Below are 23517 nucleotides of genomic sequence, written 5' to 3' on the forward strand. Positions count from 1 at the left end.
TCGAACCATCCAGACCGTTTTGAGGCGATCCGGACGGTTCGATAGTTGATTACTGCGCATAATCCTGTCGGGAAATCCCGTCAACCTTTCTGAATCATGCGCTGTAAATGCCGCATCCGCAATTATTGGACGTTCAACGCCACACCGCCGCTCTCGCTGCCGGTCAGGCGGCGGGATTTTCCGTCACTGCCGACAACAATGGTAAAGCGCCGGCGCCGCATCGACATATTTGGCGAAACGGCGACATCGATCGCCGGGTCGAATTGCAATGTGATCCGCCACAGGTCGGGCTTGATTGTTTCCTCGACGGCTATAATACGAGCGTCGAAGGGCGTGGTGTGAAACATGCCGGAGATGCGCTGGCCGACACGGTAGGGGGCGGTGTCGTCCTGCGCGGCAACCGGTGTTGCTTCCACCTTGCCGCCCGTGGCGGCAAGCGTGTTCCAGTCACGCGTGCCTGACTGGCGGGCCACGAGATCAAGCGCCTTACCGTGGCTAATGGTGATGCCTTCCTCGCTCAAAGCCTGCCGCAAACGGCGAGCCTGATGCTTGAAGTCAATAGTGGTGTGCCCAGCGGTCAAAGCTGTGGTCATGGTTTTCGCTCCTGATTGTGAGCGGCGTTTTCATGAACGGGTGCCCGCATTGCCGTTTCTGCCGTCACGGGACAGGAACGTGTATTTCGAATGCTTTACCGTGGCTTGAAACCTGCGGGCGGCTGGCGCATTCAACCGAAGGCTGGAAAATAGGCGGGCAGGGCACGGATTTCAAGCCCCCGCTTTGAAGGGAGCTTTAACCCGCTCCCAAGGCTTGCACCGTGTCGCAGTTCCGTGCACAAATCGGCCATGAAAACAATCGCTCGTCCACGCCGTTCCGTTCTGTTCGTTCCTGCCGCCAATCCGCGCGCGCTGGAAAAATCGCTCACGCTTGCAGCCGATTGCGTGATCTACGATCTGGAAGATTCCGTTGCGCCCGAAGCAAAGCAATCAGCGCGCGAGGCGTTGGTTGCGCATTTTGCAGCGCATCCGAAACCGGCCTTTGAGCGGATCATTCGCGTCAATTCTGGCGAGACGCCATGGGGCAAGGATGATGTGGCCGCAGCGGCTGATATGGGTGCCGACGCCATTCTCCTGCCGAAGGTCGAGCGACCGCAGGACATTATCGATGCGGCCAATCGGCTTGATCGCAAGGATGCTGATCCGTCTGTCGGCGTTTGGGCGATGATTGAAACTCCGCGCGGCATTTTGAACGCGGATGAAATAGCCATGCTCGGCCATCGCTCGGCAGTGCGGCTCGCCTGTTTCGTTGTTGGTCCGAACGATATTGCACGGGAAACTGGTGTTCGCCCGCAAGCCGGGCGGCCTTATCTCGTGCCGTGGCTGATGCAGATCATTCTCGCGGCGCGAGCAGGCGGGTTTACTGTTCTCGATGGCGTGTTCAACGATTTTCGCGATTCTGTCGGCTTTGAAGCCGAGTGTTTGCAAGGGGCCGCGATGGGCTTCGACGGCAAGACGCTTATTCATCCGGGTCAGATCGAGGCCGCCAATCGCGCCTTCTCACCGACGGATGAGGAAGTGGCGCATGCACGGGCCGTTGTCGATCTGTTTGCTCAACCAGAAAATGCGGATAAGGGCGTTGTGTCACTGGATGGCCAGATGATCGAACGGCTGCATCTGGCAATGGCCGAAAAGCTGCTCGCGAAAGCATTTCCAGCAAAAGTGTGAAACGGTTTTGCGTTTGGAAATGCGTAATAAATAGAACCAACGCGGGCCTGAAATTTAACAAAGGAAGACAGACTATGAAGCTCTATCGTTTCATCACCGGACCGGATGATTCCGCATTTTGCCACCGCGTTACGGCGGCGCTCAACAAGGGCTGGCAGCTCCATGGCTCGCCGACCTATGCCTTCAATGCGGCAACCGGCGTGATGCAGTGCGGCCAGCCGGTTGTGAAGGAAGTTGATGGCGTTGACTATACGCCGGATATAAAGCTCGGCGAATATTGATGGCCGTCCGTCGCATCGTCGCCAATATAGCTGCCAGCGACCCTGCGGCGGCAAAACGCTTCTATGGCGAATTGTTGGGCCTCGACGTGGCGATGGATTTCGGCTGGATCGTGACCTATGCCACCGATGCGCAGGCGCGCGTGCAGGTGAGCATCATGCGTGAAGGTGGTTCGGGCACGCCGGTGCCCGATCTTTCCATCGAGGTGGACGACGTAGACGCCACGCTGGAGCAGGCAATCGCGATGGGGTTTCCTATCGAATACGGTCCGGCGGATGAGGATTGGGGCGTGCGCCGCTTTTTCGTACGCGATCCTTTTGGGCGGTTGGTCAATATCCTGACCCATAAGAACTGAAAAGGCCGGTTTCCCGGCCTTTTGCTTGATTAGTTCAACCCGCGCTTTTCGATCATCGCATCCGGTGTCGGCATCTTGCCGCGGAATGCTTTGTACAGATCTTCCGGGTCGCGACTGCCGCCAGCGGCATAGATGTGCTGCTCCAGCTTGGCGGCGAGTTCCGGGTTGAAAGCGTCGCCGGTTTCCTCGAAAGCCGAGAACGCATCCGCATCCAGCACTTCCGACCACATGTAGGAATAGTAACCGGCGGAGTAGCCATCGCCGGAGAACACATGGGTGAAATGCGGTGTGCGGTGGCGCATGATGATCGCATCAGGCATGGAAAGCTTTTCGAGCGTTTTTGCCTCGAAGGACAGCGGATCGGCGATCTTCTCATTACCGGTATGGAAAGCCATATCCACCAGCGCGGACGCGGTAAATTCAACCGTGTTGAAACCGGCATTGAACGAACGCGCCGCCAAAACCTTATCGAGCAGGGCTTTCGGCATTGCTTCGCCGGTGCGGTAATGCACGGCGTATTTTTCCAGAACGGCGGGTACGGTCAGCCAATGTTCGTAAAGCTGCGACGGCAGTTCCACGAAATCGCGCGATACGGCAGTGCCGGAAACGGCAGGCCACGTCACATCCGATAGAAGTCCGTGCAGCGCATGGCCGAACTCGTGGAACAGCGTGCGGGCATCATCGAGCGACAGCAGGGCGGGTTCACCGGCCTTCGGCTTGGCGAAATTCATCACATTGTAGATGATCGGCTTCTGGCCGCCGTCGAGCTTGTGGCTGGATTGCAGCGCACTCATCCAAGCGCCGGAACGCTTCGATGTCCGGGCGAAATAATCGCCGAGGAAAAGACCGCGTTCGCTGCCATCCGGGTTGAAAACCTGAAACACGCGCACGTCCGGGTGCCAGGCGGCAATGCCCTTCTTCTCTTCGAAGCGAACGCCGAACAGGCGCGTGGCCACATCGAAGCTCGCTTCGATGATCTTTTCCAGTTGCAGATAAGGCTTTAACTCGGCCTCGTCGAAGGCAAAGCGTTCGGCCCGCAACTTTTCTGCATAGAAACGCCAGTCCCATGGCGCGACTTTGTGATTGCTGCCATCGGCGGCGATCAGGCGCTCAAGCTCTGCCTGTTCTTCACCAGCCTTTGCGCGTGCCTTGTCCCAAACGGGTTCCAGCAGGTCCATGACGGCCTTTGGCGTCTTGGCCATGGTGTCGTCCAGCTTATAGGCTGCAAAATTGGCATAGCCGAGCAGATGGGCCTTGCGCTCGCGCAGTTCGACCATCTCACGCACAATCTCGCGATTGTCGGAGTCGTTGCCATTCTCGCCGCGCTTGGCCCAGGCATTGAAAGCCTGCTCGCGTAAGGCGCGGTTTTCTGAGAAGGTGAGGAATGGCTCGACGATGGAACGCGACAGCGTAACTGCATAAGCATCCGGTTTGCCGCGTTCGCTTGCTGCGCTCTGCATGGCGTTTTTCAGAAAATCCGGCAGCCCGGCGAGATCGGCTTCATCGGTGATGAACAGTGCCCAGCTCGACTCGTCTTTCAGCACATTCTGGCCGAAGCGTGCACCGAGACCGGCAAGCTTCTCGTTGATGCCAGCGAGTTCCGCCTTGCCAGCTTCATCGAGTTTCGCGCCGGACCGGACAAAACCCTTCCAGGTCTTTTCCAGAACGCGTTTGGTTTCCGTGTCGAGATCAAGCAGATCGCGATTGTCATAGAGCGCGTCGATCCGGGCGAACAAAGCCGGGTCCATCATGATGCGCGAATAATGACGCGACATTTTCGGCGCAATTTCCCGCTCCAGTGCTTGAATGGTGTCGTTGCTATGGGCGCCTGCGCGCATCCAGAAAATGGCCGACACATGGTCAAGCGCCTTGCCTGTCAGTTGCAAGGCCTTCAGCGTGTTTTCGATGGTTGCTTCGCCAGTTGCGCTGGCAATGGCTTCCACCTCGGCGAGATCGGATGCGAGCGCTGCCTCAAAGGCTGGCGCGAAATCGTCGTCTTTGAATGCGGTGAAATCCGGCAGGCCCAGCGGTCCGGTCCATTCTGTGAGCGCATGATTATAGGTGGGCTTGTCGGACATGATGAAACTCCGGATCAAATGAATTCGATGGTCAAGACTTAAGGTTTCGGTGTCGGGTGAGCAAGGGCGTTCAACCGGCTTTTACGGTTAAGGCGCCAGACGACAGCATTCGACGCCTTGCTCGCAAAAACCTCTTCAGATTACTGTGTGGGGCTTGACTTTAAGGGCGACCAAGCGCACATCACGCTGGCTGTCCGAAGTCTCTTTGCGACAGCAATCTTCAACCGGAGTTTTATTCTCTTATGCCCAGCGACAGTCACAGTCGATTGTGTCAGCCGTCAAGGTAGCCGTGTACTGATCGCTTGAGGTCAGCTTGCACGATCTGCCTTTGACGGCGGATCGACGGAAAGGCAAGCTTAATGACCGACAACAACTTCTCTCCGGAAGTGCTTGATGTTGCCGACCTCCCGGCGGCTGCGATTGCTGCACGTATCGCCGAAATGCATACGGGCGATGCCGTTGAGCTATTGAACGAGCTCGAAGATGATGACGCAATCTCCGTCTTCGGACAGCTCACCCATGAAGATGCCATCCGCCTGCTTGACCAGCCGGAACTGCATCGTACCGCCGAAATCGTAGCGGCGCTTGCGCCGGGGCTTGCGAGCCTTCTTTTGGACGGTATGTCAGCTGACCGTTCGACGGACGTGTTTCAGGAACTCGACGAGGGTGACCGTGCGCGGCTGTTCGCCATTCTGGCCCCGGAAACCAAGGCCAATCTGAAAAAACTTATGGGCTATCCGCCGAATACGGCCGGTTCGCTCATGACGACCGAATTCATCGCCGTGCCGTCGAACTGGAATGTGGCCGAGACGCTCGATCATATTCGCAAGGTAGAGCGCACGCGCGAAACCGTCTACGCGATTTACGTGGTTGATCCGAAGTCCCGCGCCCTTGAAGGCGTGGTCAGCCTGCGCCGCCTGATCATCCGCGAGCCGGAAGAACCGATTCTGTCGATTGTCCGTGACGAAGAACCGATCACCATTGCGCCACTCACCAGCCGCGAAGACGTTGCGCGCCTGTTCCGCAAGCACGATCTTCTGGCCGTCCCCGTTGTGGATGAAAGCCGCCATATCATCGGCATTGTGACGGTGGACGACGTGCTTGACGCCATCACCGAAGATGCCAGCGAAGACGCCTATCGCTTCGGCGGCATGGAGGCGCTGGACAAGCCTTATATGCGCATTGGCTTCGGCGAAATGTTGAAGAAGCGCGCTGGCTGGCTGGGCGTTCTGTTTCTTGGCGAGATGCTAACGGCGAGCGCCATGCAGCATTTCGAGATGGAGCTGGAAAAGGCGCTCGTGCTGACGCTGTTCATTCCGCTCATCATGTCGTCGGGCGGTAATTCCGGTTCGCAGGCCACCTCGCTGATTATCCGTGCGCTGGCCTTGCAGGAAGTGAAGCTCAAGGATTGGTGGCGTGTCGCGTTGCGCGAACTGCCGACCGGGCTTGCTCTCGGCAGTTTCCTCGGCCTGATCGGCATTGTCCGCATTGCCGTGTGGCAGACGATTGGCATCTATGACTATGGAGAACACTGGATTCTGGTCGCTCTGACCGTCGGCATGGCGCTCGTCTGTATCGTGATGTTCGGCTCGCTGACTGGCTCAATGCTGCCTTTTGCGTTGAAACGGCTTGGATTCGATCCGGCCAGTGCGTCAGCGCCTTTCGTGGCGACATTGGTCGATGTGACGGGTCTTGTCATTTATTTCAGCGTCGCCATTGTCATACTTTCTGGCACTTTGTTGTAGCGCTTGGTGCCGACTCCGCACGCCGACTGACAAAAAACTGACAGAATGACGGTGTAAAAGCGCCGATAAACAAGGGTTTTTCGCGAGAAATAAGGGGCAGTGTCGCGCTGCCCCTTTCTAAAACGCAAAAAAACCTGTAAGAGCGCCGCATTGTTTTTCCGCGCGGGTCTGTTGGCGCGGCTCCCAACTCATATAGAAGTGATCTCCATATGGAATTGCGTAATATCGCTATTATCGCACACGTCGATCATGGCAAAACCACACTGGTCGATGAACTGCTGAAGCAGTCTGGCTCGTTCCGCGACAACCAGCGCGTTGCAGAACGCATGATGGATTCCAACGACATCGAAAAGGAACGCGGGATCACCATTCTCGCCAAGGCGACCTCGGTTGTCTGGAAGAATACCCGCATCAACATCGTCGACACACCCGGCCACGCCGACTTCGGCGGTGAAGTTGAGCGTATCCTTTCGATGGTGGACGGCGCTATCGTTCTCGTTGACGCCGCCGAAGGCCCGATGCCGCAGACGAAGTTCGTCGTTGGCAAGGCGCTGAAGGTTGGTCTGCGTCCGATCGTTGCGATCAACAAGATCGACCGTCCGGATGGCCGTCATGAAGAAGTCATCAACGAAGTGTTCGACCTCTTCGCCAATCTCGACGCTACCGACGAACAGCTGGACTTCCCGATCCTGTACGGTTCTGGCCGTAACGGCTGGATGGCGCTGAACCCGGAAGGTCCGCAGGACGAAGGTCTGGCCCCGCTGTTTGACCTCGTGCTCAAGCACGTTCCGGCACCGAAGGTTGCTGAAGGCCCGTTCCGCATGATCGGCACGATCCTTGAAGCCGATCCGTTCCTTGGCCGCATCATCACCGGACGCATCCATTCCGGCTCGATCAAGTCGAACCAGGCCGTCAAGGTTCTCGGTCAGGACGGTTCGCTGCTCGAAACCGGTCGTATCTCGAAGATTCTCGCATTCCGCGGCATCGAACGTCAGGCCATCGACGAAGCACAGGCAGGCGACATTGTTGCCATTGCCGGTCTTTCGAAGGGCACCGTTGCAGACACGTTCTGCGATCCTTCGGTCAGCGAGCCTCTGGCAGCGCAGCCAATCGATCCGCCGACCGTGACCATGTCCTTCATCGTCAACGACAGCCCTTATGCGGGCACTGAAGGCGACAAGGTAACGAGCCGCGTTATTCGTGACCGTCTGCTCAAGGAAGCAGAAGGCAACGTTGCGCTCAAGATCGAAGAATCGAACGAAAAAGATTCGTTCTTCGTGTCGGGTCGTGGTGAATTGCAGCTCGCAGTTTTGATCGAAAACATGCGCCGCGAAGGCTTCGAACTTGGCGTTTCGCGTCCGCGCGTCGTCATGAAGGACGGCGAAAACGGCGAGAAGCTTGAGCCGATCGAAGAAGTCGTCATCGACGTCGATGAAGAATATTCGGGCACCGTTGTTCAGAAGATGTCGGAACGCAAGGCCGAAATGGTCGAGCTGCGTCCTTCGGGCGGCAACCGCGTTCGTATGGTGTTCTACGCACCGACCCGTGGTCTGATCGGCTATCAGTCGGAACTTCTGACCGATACGCGCGGCACGGCGATCATGAACCGTCTGTTCCACGATTATCAGCCATATAAGGGTGAAATCTCGGGCCGTAACAACGGCGTTCTGATTTCCAACGATCAGGGCGAAGCTGTTGCTTACGCGCTGTTCAACCTTGAAGATCGCGGCCCGATGATCATCGACGCTGGCGTCAAGGTCTATCAGGGCATGCTGATCGGCATTCATAGCCGCGACAACGATCTTGAAGTCAACGTTCTGAAGGGCAAGAAGCTCACCAACATCCGCGCCGCTGGCAAGGATGAAGCCGTGAAGCTCACCCCGCCGATCAAGATGACGCTGGAACGCGCCCTGTCATGGATTCAGGACGACGAACTGGTTGAAGTGACGCCGAAGTCGATCCGCCTTCGCAAGCTCTATCTCGATCCGAATGAGCGCAAGCGCTTTGAAAAGAGCAAGTCGAGCGCTGCATAAGTTCGACAACACAAAAGAAAACGGCGCCTTCGGGCGCCGTTTTTGTTTGCAGTTTTGTGGTGAAAAACGCCGTTAGCGCTCTCCGCGACGATAGGGCTGCATCAGCGCTTGCGGAACGCGCGCGCGCCTTGCCATGACGATCAGCGCGATAATCGACATGATGTAGGGGATCATCAGGAAAAGCTGGTAAGGAACCGCCTTCCCATAGACCGTTTGCAGGCGAAGCTGAAAAGCATCGAACAGCGCGAACAGCAATGCGCCCAGCAATGCACGGGCGGGCTTCCACGATGCGAAAACGACGAGCGCGATACACACCCAGCCGCGTCCCTGCATCATGGTCGGGAAGAACGAGTTGAACGCCGAAAGCGTCAGGAACGCGCCACCAACCGCCATCAATGCACTGCCGAACATGATCGTGAAAATGCGCACACGGATCGGGTTGATGCCTTGCGCCTCGGCGGCATGAGGACTTTCTCCGGTCATGCGAATGGCAAGGCCGAGCGGTGTGCGGAAAAGCACATAGCCAAGCAAAAGTGCCAGCGGAATGGCGATCCATGTCAACGCTGTCTGTGTGCCCAATACCTGCCCGATAAAAGGCACATCAGCGAGGAACGACGGGTTCACGGGCTGAAACGGCGTGATTGTCGGCGGCGTCGAGGAGAGCGGCACCAGCAGTCGGAACAGGAAATAGCTGAGACTTGAAGCAAACAGCGTAATGCCAAGACCGACCACATGCTGCGACAGCCCGAGCGGGACAGTCAACGCCGCGTGCAGCAGGCCGAACAGCGCGCCCGAAGCGGCAGCGGCCAGCACACCCACCCACAGATCCGCCCCGTTATAGACAGTCAGCCAGCCGATCATCGCGCCAAAGGTCATGATGCCTTCGATGCCGAGATTGAGCACGCCTGCGCGTTCGCAATAAAGCGCGCCGAGCGTGCCGAAGATCAGCGGCGTTGCGATGCGCAGGACCGAGACCCAGAGGCCAGCAGAAAGCAGGATATCCATCAACTCGTTCATCGGGCGATCCTGTATTGGGTGAAGAACAATGCGACGAGCATGGTCAGGAGCGACAGCGCCACGGTGACGTCGGCAATGAAGCTCGGAATGCCGATGGCGCGGCTCATGCCGTCTGCGCCAACGAACATGGCGGCGGCAAAGAGCGCCGAGAAGATCGCGCCGATCGGGTTTAAGTTGGCGAGCATCGCGACGATAATGCCGGAATAACCGAAGCCCGGCGAAAGGTCGGTCGTGACATAGCCCTTCACACCCATGACCTGAATGGCGCCCGCCAGACCTGCCAGACCGCCGGAGATACAGGCGACCTTGATCAGTGTGCGACCGAGGGGAACACCTGCAAAACGCGCCGCACCCGGATTGATACCGGCGGCCTTGGTTTCAAGGCCGAACACGGTGCGCTTCTGCACATAGGCAATGATCAGCGCAAGCGCGATGGCGATCAGGATGCCGATATGCAGTCGCATACCCGCCATGATTTTCGGCAGCACGGCGGCATCCGGCACCGGTTCAGACTGTGGCCAGCCAAAGGCCAGCGGGTCTTTCATCGGCCCTTCGATCATCATGGAAACGAACAGCACGGCAACGAAGTTCAAAAGCAGTGTCGTCACCACTTCATCGACGCCGAAGCGCAAGCGAAGGCCGAGCGGGATCAGTAGAAAAATCATGCCAGCAATCGCGCCGACAATCAGCAGCAGCGGAATTAGGAGCGGCGCGGGCAACTGCAATTGCGTGCCCATGGCCACCACGGCCAGCGCGCCCATATAGAACTGTCCCTCAGCACCGATATTCCAAAGCTTGGAGCGGAAGGCGACAGCGGCGGCAAGGCCGGTCAGCATCAGCGGCGTGGCGCGTGTCAGCGTCTCGCTGATCGACAGCTTGTTGCCAAATGCGCCGATGGCGATCTGGCGGAAGGATTCGACCACCGGCGCACCGGCGGCGGCTATCAGCAGGCCCGCCAGCACGAAAGCGGCCAGGACCGCAATGATCGGTGCCGTAGTCACCAACGCCATGGGCCGCGTTTCGCGTCGTTCAATACGCATCAATTCAGCCCCTTCTTGGTATTTGCCTGCCATTCGCCAGCCATCATGAGGCCCAGTCTCTGCGCATTGGCTTCTTCTGCATCGATAGGCGGGGAGAGGCGGCCCTTAACAATCGCTTGAACACGATCCGCCAAGCCAATGATTTCATCAAGATCTTCGGAAATCAGCAGAACGGCTGCGCCCTTGGCGCGCGCTTCGAGAATGCGGGTGTGGATGGCCGCGACCGCGCCTTCATCCAGTCCGCGTGTCGGCTGCGCCGCGATGAGAATGCGCGGCGCGGTCTCCAGATTGCGACCCAAAATGAGCTTTTGCATATTGCCGCCGGAAAGCAGGCGGATACGACTATCCGGTGTGCCGCCGCGCACATCGAAATCCGTGATAATACGGTCGGTGAATTCGCGTGCCGCAGTGCGATTGACCAGAATACCGTTCGAGAATTTCGGATCGCGCACGCGCTCCAGAATGGCATTTTCCCACAAGGTCAGATCGCCAATGGCGCCTTCAGCATTCCGGTCTTCGGGAATACGCCCGACACCTTCTGCCACAAAGCGGCGCGGATCGAATTTGGTCACGGTCTGCCCCAACATGATAAGCGCGCCGCTTGCCGGCTGGCTAAGGCCCGAAACCAACCGTCCGAGCGCTGCTTGCCCATTGCCGGACACACCGATAATGCCGAGCGTTTCACCGGCACGAACCTGAAAATTCAGTTCCGAAAGGCGAGCAATTCCGTCCTCCACAACCGTGACATTGCTGGCTTCCAGCAACGTTTCGCCGGGGGTTGCAGCGGCGCGGGCAGGGCGCGAAACACGTCGTCCCACCATCAGTTCGGCCAGTTCTTCCTTGGAAGTCTCAGAAGCCTTGCGCTCGGCGACAAGCTTGCCGCCGCGCAGCACGATAACCCGGTCGGCGGCGGACATGACTTCATGCAGTTTGTGCGAGATGAAGATCAGCGACAGGCCTTGGCGGGCCATTTCTTTGAGCGTCGCGAACAGGCCTTCCGCTTCCTGCGTCGTCAGAACGGCGGTCGGTTCATCGAGGATCAGCACATCCGCGTCGTTATAAAGCGCTTTCAGAATTTCGACGCGCTGCTGCTCACCGACCGAAAGATCGCCAAGCCGCGCATCAGGATCGACCTTGAGGCCAAAACGCTCTGCAATCTGCGCGATCTTGGCGCGCGCTGCACCATGCGCGGATTTGAGCTTCCAGAGGCTTTCTGTGCCGGTAATGATGTTTTCCAGAACCGTGAGGTTGGGTGCGAGGTTGAAATGCTGGTGCACCATGCCTACGCCCGCATCGATGGCTGCGCGCGGCTTGCCCTGCGGGATTTCAACGCCCTTGACGAAGACACGTCCTTCATCCGGCACATAATGGCCGAACAGGATGTTCATCAACGTGGTTTTACCCGCGCCGTTTTCGCCGAGAAAAGCGAGGATTTCGCCACGCTCCAGCTTCAGCGAAATATCGTCATTGGCTGTAAGTGCACCGAAGCGCTTGGTGATGTTTTGCAGTTCAAGAACTGTTGTCGTCATTGGTTCAACCCCGCAACGGGAAATTTATGCTGCCAGCGGCGATCCGCTTCCAGCCGCTGACCGGCATTCAGAAGTAGCCTGTCCGCGCCCATGGGCGCGATAAGCTGCACGGCTAACGGCATCCCGTTGGCATCTTCTCCGAATGGTAGAGAAAGCGCCGGGAAACCGGAAATATTGGCAAGCGCCGCATAGGGCGCAAATTCGTTCATCTTCCGCCAGTGATTGTCCACATCGCCATGGTTCATCGGAAACGAGCCCAATGGCAAGGGCGCTCTGGAAAGCATCGGGGTTATCAGCACATCAATATCGCGGAAAATCTGCCAGAGCATATGCGAAGCGCTGACAGCGCCGTTCATGGCACGATAGAGCGCGGTTGCATCAAACCCGCGTCCACGCTCTGCAACCGCGCGGGTGAGCGGTTCCAGTTTCTCCTGATCGATTGCTAGAAAGTCGATTGCGGCTGCAAGATTGACGGAAATGATGCGATCGAATGCGCGTGCGCTGGAAGCGACAAGAGGACTTAGATCCTGCGCGGGGATTTCGCGGATGGCATGGCCTTGCGCTTCCAGAAAACGGGCGGCATCGGTCACAACCTGCATACGCTCTGCTGTGACAGGATAAGCGGCAAGGTCTTCCGCGACAAAGCCGACGCGCAGACGTTCCGGCAGCTCGCCCGCGCTCATGGCCGGATCAGGCAGAAAGCCCTCGGTGTTGCCCTCGACGAGCGGAAGCAGTGTCTTCGCATCGCGGATCGAGCGACACAGCGCAAACTCGCTGGCGATACCGGCGAGATAATTGCCGAAATGCGGTCCGGCGGGCATCGCGCCACGGCTCGGCTTCAGGCCGATCAGACCGCAGGTAGCGGCAGGTACGCGAATGGAGCCGCCTGCATCCGTTGCGTGGGCGATGCTGACAATCCCGGCTGCGACGGCTGCCGCCGCGCCACCGGATGAGCCAGCGGGAGAAAGTGTTCCATCGAATGGATGGCGAGCCAGTGGGCCGCTTTCCGGTTCGCTGGCGAGTGCAAGGCCGAATTCCGGCACGGTGGTCGTGCCGAAGAAATTGAGGCCCGCTTTGCGCAGGCGACTACCAAGCTCGGAATCCATTTGCGGCGAAGCGTTTTCGAAGGCACGCGAGCCAAGCCGGATCGGCAGACCGGCGCAAGGGCCGCCCAAATCCTTGAACAGCGATGGGATGCCCGCAAACGGAGCTTTGTCGGCGTGCGCGTCAAAGGCTGCGGCATTGGTACGGCCCAGTTCAGGATCGAGATATGCAATGGCGCCCAGAGGGCGCCATTTTTCTGCGGCTTCGAGGGCGGCATCCATGGCCTCTCGCGCATTTAAAACGCCTCCGGCAATCGCTTGCGCGAGTGCTGTTGCGTCCTGATGCTTGCTGTCGAATGCCACTTCTGCCGCCCTGTTTGCTGCTGTCTTACTTGGGCTCAGCCGCGTTCGGCTTGTACTCGAACTTGCCAGCCTTGATCTCGGCGCGTCGCGCTTCCATCTTGGCTTCGGCTTCTGCCGGTGCGACGCCCTTGACGTAGACGATGTCGTTGCCGCCTTCCTTCATGAGGCTGAATGGCGTGTAATCCTTACCGGTCGGCTGGGCGGCTTTCACATCTGCAATCGCTGCATTAAGGATTGGGCGGAAGTACCACATTGCATTGGCAAAAACCGTATCCGGATAGCGCGGTGTATAGTCGATCAGCGAACCGATTGCCTTGATGCCGCGTTCCTTGGCGGCGTCGGCGGTGCCGATGCGTTCGCCGAACAGAATGTCTGCGCCGGAATCGATCTGGGCAAGACCGGCTTCACGCGCCTTCGGCGGATCGAAGAAGGTGCCGATGAAGGATGCAATGAATTTCGCATCTGGACGGGTTTCCTTCACGCCATCCTGGAAGGCGTTCATCAGCATGTTGACTTCCGGGATCGGCACAGCGCCGACCGAACCGAAAGTGCCCGACTTGCTCATCGCGCCTGCCAGCATGCCTGCAAGATAGGCTGCTTCGAAATTCCAGGTGCCGAACACGCCGAAATTGTCGCCCTGCGGCTTACCGGAGGAACCCATGACAAAAGTGGTCTGCGGATAATCGCCAGCAACCTGACGCGCTTCGCGTTCGACGGCATAGGATTCGCCGACGATCAGCTTGATGCCCTGTTCGGCATATTCGCGCATGGCGCGGGGATAGTCGCTCGCCGAAACGCCTTCGGAGAAGACATATTCGATGACGCCTTCGTCATTGGCCTGCTTCAGTGCTTCGTGCAGGCGGGAGTTCCAGGCGTTTTCAACCGGCGAGGCGTGAATGCCTGCAACCTTCAGCTTTTCATCCGCTGCGAAAACACGCGTGGAAATCGCAGTTGCGCCGAGTGCCGCAGACATCGCAAGAATGTCGCGGCGGGTAAAGTTCGATAATTTGGCCATTTGGACCCCTCTTAAGGTGGTGTTTGTGCGTGCTTTCCATGCGCGACGGATTGCCCTGCACCCTGATCAGGAGGAGCATAAGCAATGTCTCGTATTTCCGACTAATCTGCCTTTAATTCAAGCGCTTTTATCGGTCGCTTGAAAAACAGGCACTGGTTTGTTGCTGCGTCGTGTTTGTTCAGCCGATGGGTGCGTAATCGGCGCCATCAACCGAAGACGGACGGCCTTCGAGATTGAGCGCACTGACACGCTGCGGCGTTTCAGCAATGATCTTGCCTCGCTTCACGACCGTCAGGCGGTTGGCCTTGAGGCGCAGCGCTTCCAGCGGGTCACGCGCCTGCAACACGACGAAGTCTGCATTGCAGCCCTTTTCAAGACCATAACCTTCCAGACCGAGCGCCTTGGCCGAATTGACGGTCAACGCATTGAAGACCTGTTTTTTGCCTTCGATGGACGTCATCTGCGCCACATGAACCGCCATATGACCCACTTCCAGCATGTCGCCGGAGCCCATCGAGTACCATGGGTCCATAACACAATCATGACCGAAGGCGACATTAACGCCAGCAGCCATCAGTTCCGGCACGCGGGTCATGCCGCGACGCTTTGGATAGGTGTCGGCGCGTCCCTGCAATGTGATATTGATGAGCGGGTTCGGAATAGCGTTCATCTGCGCTTCCGCAATCAGCGGAATGAGCTTGGAAACATAGTAATTGTCCATGGAATGCATGGATGTGAGGTGCGAGCCCGATACGCGACCCTGAAGCCCGAAACGCACGGTCTGGGCGGCCAGCGTTTCCACATGACGCGACATTGGATCATCGGTTTCGTCGCAATGAATATCGACCGGCAGGCCGCGCTCGGCGGCAATCCGGCAGAGTTCTTCCAGCGATGCAGCGCCATCGGCCATGGTGCGCTCGAAATGCGGAATGCCGCCGACCACATCGAGGCCCATATCGAGCGAGCGGTTGACGAGATCAACCGCGCCCGGCGAACGATAGTAACCGTCCTGTGGGAAGGCGACGAGTTGCAGATCGATATACGGCTTTACCTTTTCGCGCACCTCGATCATCGCTTCCGCCGTCAGGAGACGCGGATCGCTGACATCGACATGGCTGCGAATGGCCAGCAGGCCTTGGCAGACGGCCAGATCGCAATAGCGCAAGGCGCGCTCGACCATGGCTTCAACGGTCAGCATGGGCTTGAGTTCGCCCCAGAGCGCGATCCCTTCCAGAAGCGTACCGGAACGGTTGAGGCGCGGCAGGCCGAGCGACAGCGTTGCGTCCATATGGAAATGCGGATCGACGAAAGGCGGCGTGACGAGGCGGTTGGAAGCGTCGATTTCCCTGGCAGCCTGATGCTCGCCCTTGGACGGTACGATATCGGCAATCTTGCCGTCCTTGACCAGAATGTCCTGCTTCTCACGACCGTCAGGGAGATTAGCGTTTCTCACAATCAAATCGAACATCGGCAGGCCTCTTAAGTCATTGCAGGAAGATCAAGGCTGTTAAAAAACAGCACATTTCTAAAATGCCTTATACCCTCCGCGCCGTGGGCGCAATGGCGGGCAATGCGTAAGGGGTCGTCATCTACACAGGAACATGATAGGCCGCAAAATCATAGTTGCAGGATTGCCATGTTCACGATCAGTCGCATCGAAACCTATAGTCAGGAAATCAAGAAAAGTCGGTTTCTGGCAATTGCCGCGCCTGTTGCGAGCGAGCAGGCGGCGAAGGATTTCCTGAGCGAACATTCGGACCTTGCGGCCAATCACAATTGCTGGGCCTGGCGTATGGGGCAGAACTATCGTTTCAGCGACGACGGCGAGCCAAGCGGCACGGCGGGCAAGCCGATCCTGCAAGCCATCGACGGTCAGCAGCTCGACAATATTGCGGTGGTGGTGATCCGTTGGTTCGGCGGCATTCTGCTCGGTAGCGGCGGCTTGATGCGCGCCTATGGCGGCACGGCGGCGACCTGCCTGCGACAGGCGGAGAAGACCGCGGTGATCCCGATGATCGGTTTTGCCTTTGCCTGCGATTTTTCCGACCACGCGCTGTTGAAAGCGCGGCTGACCGCTGTGGATCATGTCGCGATTGCGCAGGAGAGTTTTACCGCCAATGGCGTGGAAATAACCGGCGCAATGCCTATTGCCGCGCAGGATGACCTGTCGCGGCTCGTGACGGACCTGACACGCGGCAAATCCGTCATCAAATTTGACGATTAGATATTGCCGCCCTTGGATGAATATTGCTGGCGCTTGTTTTCATACATCAGAAGATCGGCGCGTTTGGCGACGGCTTCCAGCGTTTCTCCCGGCGTGGTGGTTGCCGTGCCGATGGACAGGTTGAGCTGCAATTGGGAATAGTACTGATTGTTGATTTCAACCAGCCGCTTGATGTCTTCCACCATGGCTTCCGCGCCGCGCTCATCCACATAAGGCAGCACAATTGCAAATTCGTCGCCGCCGATCCGCGCGGCATGGCCGGGCAGCTTGACGGCTTCGTTCAGAACTTCGCCGATACGGCGCAGCAATCCGTCGCCTGACGCATGTCCCCAAAGATCATTGGCAGACTTGAGGCCATTTAGATCGATGATGATGATGGAAACAGGCAGGTGGCCCTTCCGCTCCAGCCGGTTGAGCTCATCCACATAAAAGGCGCGGTTGTGCAGCTTGGTCAGCACGTCGTGCTTGCCGAGATATTCCAGATAGGCTTCGGCCTTTTTGCGTGCGGTGATGTCCGTCAGCGCCACCTGCACCAGCGACCAGTCATTTTCATGGCCGGGCAGGACCGAGAACTGCAACAGAACGTGGCGTTCAGTGCCATCGAGTGCGTAGTTGATCACTTCGCGACGCTGGAACAGAATGCCATTCCACAGGTCGATCAGCTGTTCGCGGAAATGCGCTTCCATTTCTCCGCGCAGAATCTGCGGCAGGGATTGCAGCAATGTCTGCTTGTCGGGCGCGAGGAAAAGCTCCAGCGTCTCGTTGTTGATTTCCAGCACGCGGATTTCGCTCATGCACTGGCGCACGAATTCCGGGTGCACATCGGTGAACACGCGGAAATCGATAATGCCGCGCTCTCGCACATCGTCCATCAGTTCCTTGATGCGGCTGAAATCCTCAACCCACAGCGAAACCGGCGAATGCTCGAACAGGCCTTGCGCATGACGCTTGTGGCGATCCTGCTCGCGCATCGCGTTTTCGCGTGCGGTTACGTCTTCAATCGACAGGAGGACACGATCCCAGCTTTGTTCGTGACCGGGCAGGATACGGCCCTTCAGCTGAATATCGATGCGCCGGCCTTCCAGCGAATAGTTGATCGTGTTGCTGTAGAACGTGTCGGAGCCGTTCCAGAGCTGCACCATCTCGTCGATATGCGGTTCCAGCATATCGTCGCGGAAAACGCGCTCCAGATTGGTGACGAGGTGATCGATATCCTTCGCCTCGAACAGCGAAAGCGTCTTGCGGTTAACCGCGAGAACCCGGATGTGACTCGTGCAGATGCGAAGACGGCTCGTGTCTTCCATCAGAAAAGTCTTAAGGTCAGTGATGCCTTCCGACCGCCATGTATCGAACTGCTTGCGAAGACCGCTATAGTCTTCAAGCCAAAGAGAAATAGGAGCCAGATCGAAGATGCTGGCTTTGTCGTTCACGGCCGTCTCGATGTTCATTAGGTTCCCGCTTTTAACACCACCCTATTGCGAGGCGGCAATAAAATATCAGGGGCGCCTTATATTATGAAAGTGTTGAATAGACCAGCGGCTTTGAAGTCACAGCGATGCAATATGTATAACACTAAATAAGAAAATGCTGTTTCTTTGTGAGCCGGACGGCTTTGCCTTTTAGCTATCTGCACGAAAGACATAGGCTTTGTGTGCAGCGCTTATTGAAATTCGCCATTGCCATCACCATTCTGGCTTTTGCACATTATTCCACGCCAAATGTGGTTCATTTTCCTTGCGAACGAAGCAAAATTTTACGAGGTGTCTGGTATGAAAACCTGGAAGTGGTTGCATGAAACGAATTGAGTTGATGATTGAGAACATCATTCTGGCCTCGCGTTGGCTGTTGGTGGTTTTCTATCTGGGTTTGGCCATTGCCTTGGCCATTTATGCCGTATCTTTTGCGGGTAAGCTTTTCGACTTCGCCAGCAAGGCCACGTCGCTGAACGACACCGATACGATCCTGAAAATATTGGGGCTGATCGATGCGGCGCTGATTGCCAGCCTCGTGGTAATGGTGATCATTTCCGGCTATGAAAATTTTGTCAGCCGCTTCGATCAGGCGGGCGACGAGGTGCACTGGTTGGGCACGATTGATGCCGGTTCGCTCAAGATCAAGGTCGCGTCGACGATTGTAGCCATCTCGTCGATCCATCTTTTGCAGATATTCCTGAATGCCACGACCTATACGTCGAACCAGCTTATGTGGTTCACGATCATACATCTGGCCTTCGTCGTGTCTGCGCTGTTCCTTGCCTATATCGACAAGCTCACAGCCAAGGATAAGGGCAAGGCCAAAGGCAAGATCGAACCGAATATCTGATCGGCCTTCGCAGGCGTCAACACAGATCAAAAACGCCCGGCACTGCCGGGCTTTTTATTTTTCTGGATGCTAATAAAGGAATTTGATCGCAATCAATGAAATCAAGCCGCTGGCGTGGGTTGATAGCGCCGGGACGTGTTCCATATCGCCTATGGGATGCGTTGCATTGCCATTCATCAAATCACTCAGGAAAGGATGAATCATGTCGGCTAACACGAAAGTTGCGCTCGTCACCGGTGCGGCACAGGGCATCGGTCGGGGCATCGCCCTTCGGCTGGCCAAGGACGGTTTTGATGTCGCACTGGTCGATCTCAAGGCGGACAAACTCAATGCTGTCAAAAAAGAGGTGGAAGCCCTGGGCCGCAAGGCGTCCACATTCTCAGCCGATGTCAGCAAACGCGACGATGTCTATGCCGCTATCGACCATGCGGAAAAGGAACTGAGCGGTTTCGACGTGATCGTCAACAATGCCGGTATCGCGCAGGTTCAGCCGATTGCGGATGTGAAGCCGGAAGAGGTCGAGCGTATTTTCCGCATCAATGTCGATGGTGTGCTCTGGGGCATTCAGGCGGCTGCCGCCAAGTTCAAGGTGCGCAACCAGAAGGGCAAGATCATCAATGCTTCGTCCATTGCCGGTCATGATGGTTTTGCAATGCTCGGTGTTTACTCCGCCACGAAATTCGCCGTGCGTGCGCTGACGCAGGCCGCAGCCAAGGAATATGCAAGCGCGGGCATTACCGTGAACGCCTATTGCCCCGGCATCGTGGGCACCGACATGTGGGTGGAAATCGACGAGCGTTTCGCCGAGATTACCGGCGCGCCGAAAGGTGAAACCTACAAGAAATATGTCGACGGCATTGCGCTTGGTCGCGCCCAGACGCCGGACGATGTGGCATCTCTCGTCTCTTTCCTGGCGAGCCCGGATTCCGACTACATCACCGGTCAGGCCATCCTGACCGATGGCGGTATCGTCTACCGTTGATCCTACGTAAAGCGGGAAGATACCCCGCGCTTTCGCACGTGGGGTATCTGTCATTTATCCGGAAGCACCCTGTGTTAAACTGACCTCCTTGAAAGAGGAGAGAGCTGCCCATGGCACGTTTAACGGCAAAAGACTTCCCGCAGGAACTGCTCGAGCTTTACGACTTTTACGCGCATGGCAAGATCACCAAACGCCAGTTTCTCGACCGGGCCGCAAAGTTCGCCGTCGGCACGATGACGGCAACCGCTATATTGGCATCGCTCAGCCCGGATTACGCCATGGCGCAGCAGGTTGAGTTTACCGATCCTGATATTCTGGCCGAATACATCACCTATCCATCACCGGAGGGCACCGGTCAGGTACGCGCCTATCTTGTCCGTCCTGCGAAGGTGCAGGGCAAGGTTCCGGCGGTCGTGGTGGTGCACGAGAACCGCGGCCTCAACCCTTATATCGAGGATGTCGCGCGCCGTGTGGCCAAGGCCGGTTTCATCGCATTGGCACCGGATGGTCTTACGTCGGTCGGCGGCTATCCCGGCAATGACGAAAAGGGCCGCGAATTGCAGCAGCAGGTCGACCCGACCAAGCTGATGAACGACTTCTTCGCTGCCGTCGATTTCATGATGAAAAGCGATCTGACCACCGGCAAGGTCGGGATCACCGGCTTCTGCTATGGTGGTGGCGTTGCCAATGCGGCAGCAGTCGCCTTTCCCGAACTGGCCGCTGCCGTGCCGTTTTATGGTCGGCAGGCACCCAAAGACGAGGTTTCGCGCATCAAGGCGCCAATCTTGCTTCATTATGCCGAGTTGGACACGCGTATCAACGAAGGCTGGCCGGCCTATGAAGAAGCGCTGAAAAAGAACGGCAAGACCTACGAGGCCTATATCTATCCGGGCGTCAATCACGGCTTCCACAATGATTCCACCCCACGCTATGACGAGGCCGCCGCCAAGCTCGCCTGGGACAGAACAATCGCCTGGTTTAGGCGCTATCTGGCGTGATCAGGCCTTGGATTTAACCGCCTTGACGACATGTACGATGCCGACAATGACGGCCCCGATCAGGATGGCGAGCACTGCTTGCAGGAAAGACGTTGCGATCCACTCCAGAACGCCGCCGAAGCTGCTGCCTTCGGTCGGCAGATGGGCGACGATGTTGTGAATGAATTCCTCGACGCTGTGAACGCCGATCGATGCCAGACCGTGAACGATGATGCTGCCGCCAACCCAGAGCATGGCGACGGTGCCTACGGTGCTGAGCACCTTGAGCACGATGGGCATACCCGCAACCAGACCCTTGCCGAACCGCTTACCAAAACCGGTATGGGCATTGCGGGCAAGCGCGACACCCATGTCATCGAGCTTGACGATAAAGCCGACAACGCCATAAACGGCGAAGGTGATCAGGACGGCGACACAAACAAGGATCGCCGCCTGCGTATAGACATTCGAAGGCGGCAGACCGGCAAGCGTGAGTGCCATGATCTCCGCTGACAGGATGAAGTCGGTTCGGATGGCCCCGCTCACAGTTGTCGCTTCAATTTCCTTCGCGGTGGTGGCCTTTGTTTCCGCTTGTTCCTCATCCTTATGCGGCACGAAAAACTCGACCAGCTTTTCCGTGCCCTCAAATGCGAGATAGGCGCCGCCGATCATCAGAAGCGGCATGATGAGACCGGGCGCGAAATAGCTGAAGATCAGCGCCAGCGGCAGCAGAAAGATCAGCTTGTTGCGCAGCGATCCCTTGGTGATTTTCCAGATGACCGGCAATTCCCGTTCCGGCTTCAGACCAACGACATATTTCGGCGTCACCGCCGTATCATCAATCACAATGCCTGCCGCCTTGGCGCTGGCCTTTGCGGTTTGTCCAGCCACGTCATCCAAAGAGGCCGCCGCCATTTTTGCGATTGCTGCCACGTCATCGAGAAGTGCAAACAAGCCGGACGCCATGGGAGGCCTTTCTTTGTCATTGCGATAAAGGTTAGCTAAACTTGTAGGGGGCCTCAGTCCAGCACCTATTGGCAGGGAAAGCCAATTGTATTCGATCTGGAGACAATCTGTGTATGATTGTCAATATATCCAGATGCATTCCGATCATTATATCTTGCTGCAACACAACAGGAGAGATCGCCATGCTTAATCAGATCAAAGGCCTTCACCACGTTACGTCGCTGGCAGCAGATGCCCGTTCGAACAACAAGTTCTTCACGGATGTGCTGGGATTGCGCCGCGTCAAGAAGACCGTGAACTTCGATGATCCGAGCGTTTATCACCTCTATTGCGGCGATGAAGTCGGCACGCCGGGCACCGTCATGACCTATTTCCCCTTTCCCGGCATTCAGCGCGGTCGCGATGGTACGGGCGAGGTGGGAACAACCGTTTTTGCAGTCCCGCAAGGCTCGCTCGGTTTCTGGAAGGATCGCTTCGCGCAATCCGCCGTCACGGTCGAATCGGAAGATGCAGCTTTTGGCGAAAAGCGCGTCTTCTTCCGTGGCCCGGATGGCGACAGCTTCGCTCTGGTGGAAGTGAAGGACGATCCGCGCGAGCCTTGGGCGCATGAAGGCATCGATGCCGATCACGCCATTCGCGGCTTTCATTCGGTTTCGATGCGCTTGCGTGACGAGGGCGCGACTTCGGAACTGCTCAACTATATGGGCTATCAGAAACTGGACGCGAAGGATGGCATTACCCGTCTCATCATGCCGGAAGGCAACGGAGCCGGTGTGATCGATCTTCAGACCTTGCCTTCTGTCGGTCGTAACCAGCAGGGAGCAGGTTCGGTGCACCACGTCGCCTTCGCGGTCGAAAACCGCGAAAAGCAGCTGGAAGTTCGCAAGGCCCTGATGGATACCGGCTATAATGTCACTCCAGTGATCGACCGCGATTATTTCTGGGCGATCTACTTCCGGACACCGGGTGGTGTTCTGTTCGAAGTCGCAACAAACGAACCCGGCTTTGATCGCGACGAAGACACCGCGCATTTGGGCGAAGCTCTGAAGCTGCCGTCGCAGCACCAGCATCTTCGTGCTTATCTCGAAGAACATCTCGACAAGATTTAAGCGCGAGCAGGAGACAGATTATGACCATTCAGACCTACGTGCACCGGCTGAAGGCCGGTGCGGTCGGCGCGCCGCTGTTCATTGTCTTTCACGGCACCGGCGGCGATGAAAATCAGTTCTTCGGTTTGGCCGAACAGCTTTTGCCGGAGGCGACCATTGTTTCCCCGCGCGGCGACGTGTCGGAATTTGGTGCCGCCCGCTTCTTCCGTCGGACGGGCGAGGGCGTCTATGACATGCCAGACCTTGCCCGCGCCACGGACAAAATGGCTGCGTTTATCGCCGCTCTGGTCGAAGAGTATCAGCCGTCGGAAGTGATCGCTTTGGGTTATTCAAACGGGGCCAATATCATGGCCAATCTGCTGATCGAGAAAGGCAGGATATTTGACAAGGCAGTGCTTCTACATCCGCTTATCCCGTTCAAACCAGCGAATAATCCGGGGTTGGAAGGCGTGAAAATCCTGATGACGGCTGGCCGAATGGACCCGATCTGCCCGCCGGATTTCACGGAGGCGCTCGCGCACTACTTTGAAAGCCAGCAGGCCTACGTCGATCTTGTCTGGCATCCGGGCGGTCATGAACTGCGCCAGACCGAACTGACAGCTGTGCAGGAATTCCTCGGCTGACAAAGTCGATCACCGCCATTCGTAAGGATGGCGGTGATTTTTATCTCTGTGGAACTCCAGATACCGCACTTGATTTTATCAATATATATTATATGT

21 protein-coding genes are annotated in these 23517 nt (G+C 57.3%); 11 read left to right on the forward strand and 10 right to left on the reverse strand.

The genetic code is table 11. The features are described 5' to 3' along the window. Positions 1-122: 122 nt before the first annotated feature. The gene (locus ABWW11_RS17200; RefSeq protein ID WP_109367288.1) at positions 123-593 is read right to left on the reverse strand and encodes a glyoxalase superfamily protein; all 471 of its coding nucleotides are present in this window, start codon (positions 591-593) and stop codon (positions 123-125) included. A gap of 249 nt (positions 594-842) precedes the next feature. On the opposite strand from ABWW11_RS17200, the gene ABWW11_RS17205 reads away from it, so the two are divergent. The 3 genes from ABWW11_RS17205 to ABWW11_RS17215 all read left to right on the forward strand — a co-directional run bounded on the left by ABWW11_RS17205 (position 843) and on the right by ABWW11_RS17215 (position 2355). Further along, positions 843-1721 carry an HpcH/HpaI aldolase/citrate lyase family protein gene (locus ABWW11_RS17205; RefSeq protein ID WP_109367289.1) on the forward strand — a complete coding sequence of 293 codons (879 nt, stop codon included), beginning with the start codon at positions 843-845 and terminating at the stop codon, positions 1719-1721. A 74-nt stretch (positions 1722-1795) separates the two neighbouring features. Next, complete coding sequence (locus tag ABWW11_RS17210; RefSeq protein WP_109367290.1) at positions 1796-2002, forward strand: DUF1737 domain-containing protein; 207 nt, start codon at positions 1796-1798, stop codon at positions 2000-2002. Next, positions 2002-2355 (forward strand): VOC family protein, encoded by a 354-nt coding sequence (locus tag ABWW11_RS17215; RefSeq protein ID WP_109367291.1) that lies wholly within the window; start codon positions 2002-2004, stop codon positions 2353-2355. The genes ABWW11_RS17210 and ABWW11_RS17215 overlap by 1 nt, the downstream gene beginning before the upstream one ends. Positions 2356-2384: 29 nt before the next feature. Here ABWW11_RS17215 and ABWW11_RS17220 read toward each other — a convergent pair whose 3' ends face one another. Further along, positions 2385-4433, reverse strand: a complete 2049-nt coding sequence (locus tag ABWW11_RS17220; RefSeq protein ID WP_109367292.1) for a M3 family metallopeptidase — start codon at positions 4431-4433, stop codon at positions 2385-2387. A 359-nt stretch (positions 4434-4792) separates the two neighbouring features. Here ABWW11_RS17220 and mgtE point away from each other — a divergent pair, with 359 nt between their 5' ends. Further along, the gene (gene mgtE, locus ABWW11_RS17225) at positions 4793-6178 is read left to right on the forward strand and encodes a magnesium transporter (protein ID WP_109367293.1); all 1386 of its coding nucleotides are present in this window, start codon (positions 4793-4795) and stop codon (positions 6176-6178) included. A 209-nt stretch (positions 6179-6387) separates the two neighbouring features. Further along, positions 6388-8211, forward strand: a complete 1824-nt coding sequence (typA, locus tag ABWW11_RS17230; RefSeq protein WP_109367294.1) for a translational GTPase TypA — start codon at positions 6388-6390, stop codon at positions 8209-8211. A gap of 72 nt (positions 8212-8283) precedes the next feature. On the opposite strand, the gene ABWW11_RS17235 is transcribed toward typA, so the two are convergent. From ABWW11_RS17235 to ABWW11_RS17260, 6 genes are all read right to left on the reverse strand, one after another. Further along, positions 8284-9228: an ABC transporter permease gene (locus ABWW11_RS17235; RefSeq protein ID WP_109367295.1), complete on the reverse strand. Its 945-nt coding sequence runs from the start codon at positions 9226-9228 to the stop codon at positions 8284-8286. Beyond that, positions 9225-10268 carry an ABC transporter permease gene (locus ABWW11_RS17240; RefSeq protein ID WP_109367296.1) on the reverse strand — a complete coding sequence of 348 codons (1044 nt, stop codon included), beginning with the start codon at positions 10266-10268 and terminating at the stop codon, positions 9225-9227. Before ABWW11_RS17240 ends, ABWW11_RS17235 begins: the two co-directional genes overlap by 4 nt. After that, complete coding sequence (locus ABWW11_RS17245; protein WP_319080549.1) at positions 10268-11797, reverse strand: ABC transporter ATP-binding protein; 1530 nt, start codon at positions 11795-11797, stop codon at positions 10268-10270. The genes ABWW11_RS17240 and ABWW11_RS17245 overlap by 1 nt, the downstream gene beginning before the upstream one ends. Next, entirely contained in the window at positions 11794-13203 is a 1410-nt protein-coding gene (locus tag ABWW11_RS17250; protein ID WP_244597130.1) for an amidase, read from the reverse strand. The genes ABWW11_RS17245 and ABWW11_RS17250 overlap by 4 nt, the downstream gene beginning before the upstream one ends. Before the next feature lie 25 nt (positions 13204-13228). Beyond that, positions 13229-14218, reverse strand: a complete 990-nt coding sequence (locus ABWW11_RS17255; RefSeq protein ID WP_109367298.1) for a BMP family protein — start codon at positions 14216-14218, stop codon at positions 13229-13231. 178 nt (positions 14219-14396) lie between these two features. Continuing rightward, positions 14397-15686 (reverse strand): amidohydrolase family protein, encoded by a 1290-nt coding sequence (locus tag ABWW11_RS17260; RefSeq protein ID WP_124915850.1) that lies wholly within the window; start codon positions 15684-15686, stop codon positions 14397-14399. A 168-nt stretch (positions 15687-15854) separates the two neighbouring features. Between ABWW11_RS17260 and ABWW11_RS17265 the strand changes: the two genes are divergently transcribed. After that, complete coding sequence (locus ABWW11_RS17265; RefSeq protein WP_109367300.1) at positions 15855-16442, forward strand: IMPACT family protein; 588 nt, start codon at positions 15855-15857, stop codon at positions 16440-16442. On the opposite strand, the gene ABWW11_RS17270 is transcribed toward ABWW11_RS17265, so the two are convergent. Continuing rightward, positions 16439-17890: a sensor domain-containing diguanylate cyclase gene (locus ABWW11_RS17270; RefSeq protein ID WP_109367301.1), complete on the reverse strand. Its 1452-nt coding sequence runs from the start codon at positions 17888-17890 to the stop codon at positions 16439-16441. The two genes, ABWW11_RS17265 and ABWW11_RS17270, sit on opposite strands and share 4 nt — an antisense overlap. A gap of 343 nt (positions 17891-18233) precedes the next feature. Between ABWW11_RS17270 and ABWW11_RS17275 the strand changes: the two genes are divergently transcribed. The 3 genes from ABWW11_RS17275 (at position 18234) to yghX (ending at position 20744) form a co-directional block, all read left to right on the forward strand. Then, the gene (locus ABWW11_RS17275) at positions 18234-18764 is read left to right on the forward strand and encodes a TIGR00645 family protein (protein ID WP_109367302.1); all 531 of its coding nucleotides are present in this window, start codon (positions 18234-18236) and stop codon (positions 18762-18764) included. A 202-nt stretch (positions 18765-18966) separates the two neighbouring features. Continuing rightward, on the forward strand, positions 18967-19746 hold the full coding sequence (locus ABWW11_RS17280) for an acetoin reductase (protein WP_109367303.1): 780 nt from the start codon (positions 18967-18969) through the stop codon (positions 19744-19746). A 110-nt stretch (positions 19747-19856) separates the two neighbouring features. Beyond that, positions 19857-20744, forward strand: a complete 888-nt coding sequence (gene yghX / locus ABWW11_RS17285; RefSeq protein WP_124915851.1) for a YghX family hydrolase — start codon at positions 19857-19859, stop codon at positions 20742-20744. On the opposite strand, the gene ABWW11_RS17290 is transcribed toward yghX, so the two are convergent. Beyond that, positions 20745-21689, reverse strand: coding sequence for a DUF808 domain-containing protein (locus tag ABWW11_RS17290; RefSeq protein WP_109367305.1), 945 nt, complete (start codon positions 21687-21689; stop codon positions 20745-20747). A gap of 182 nt (positions 21690-21871) precedes the next feature. Here ABWW11_RS17290 and ABWW11_RS17295 point away from each other — a divergent pair, with 182 nt between their 5' ends. Together ABWW11_RS17295 and ABWW11_RS17300 are read left to right on the forward strand one after the other, a co-directional pair. Further along, positions 21872-22798 carry a VOC family protein gene (locus ABWW11_RS17295; RefSeq protein WP_319080550.1) on the forward strand — a complete coding sequence of 309 codons (927 nt, stop codon included), beginning with the start codon at positions 21872-21874 and terminating at the stop codon, positions 22796-22798. 20 nt (positions 22799-22818) lie between these two features. Continuing rightward, the gene (locus ABWW11_RS17300) at positions 22819-23421 is read left to right on the forward strand and encodes an alpha/beta hydrolase (RefSeq protein ID WP_109367307.1); all 603 of its coding nucleotides are present in this window, start codon (positions 22819-22821) and stop codon (positions 23419-23421) included. The last annotated feature ends 96 nt before the right edge of the window (positions 23422-23517 follow it).

Source organism: Brucella sp. NBRC 113783, from assembly GCF_040372265.1.
GTDB classification, from domain to species: domain Bacteria; phylum Pseudomonadota; class Alphaproteobacteria; order Rhizobiales; family Rhizobiaceae; genus Brucella; species Brucella teleogrylli.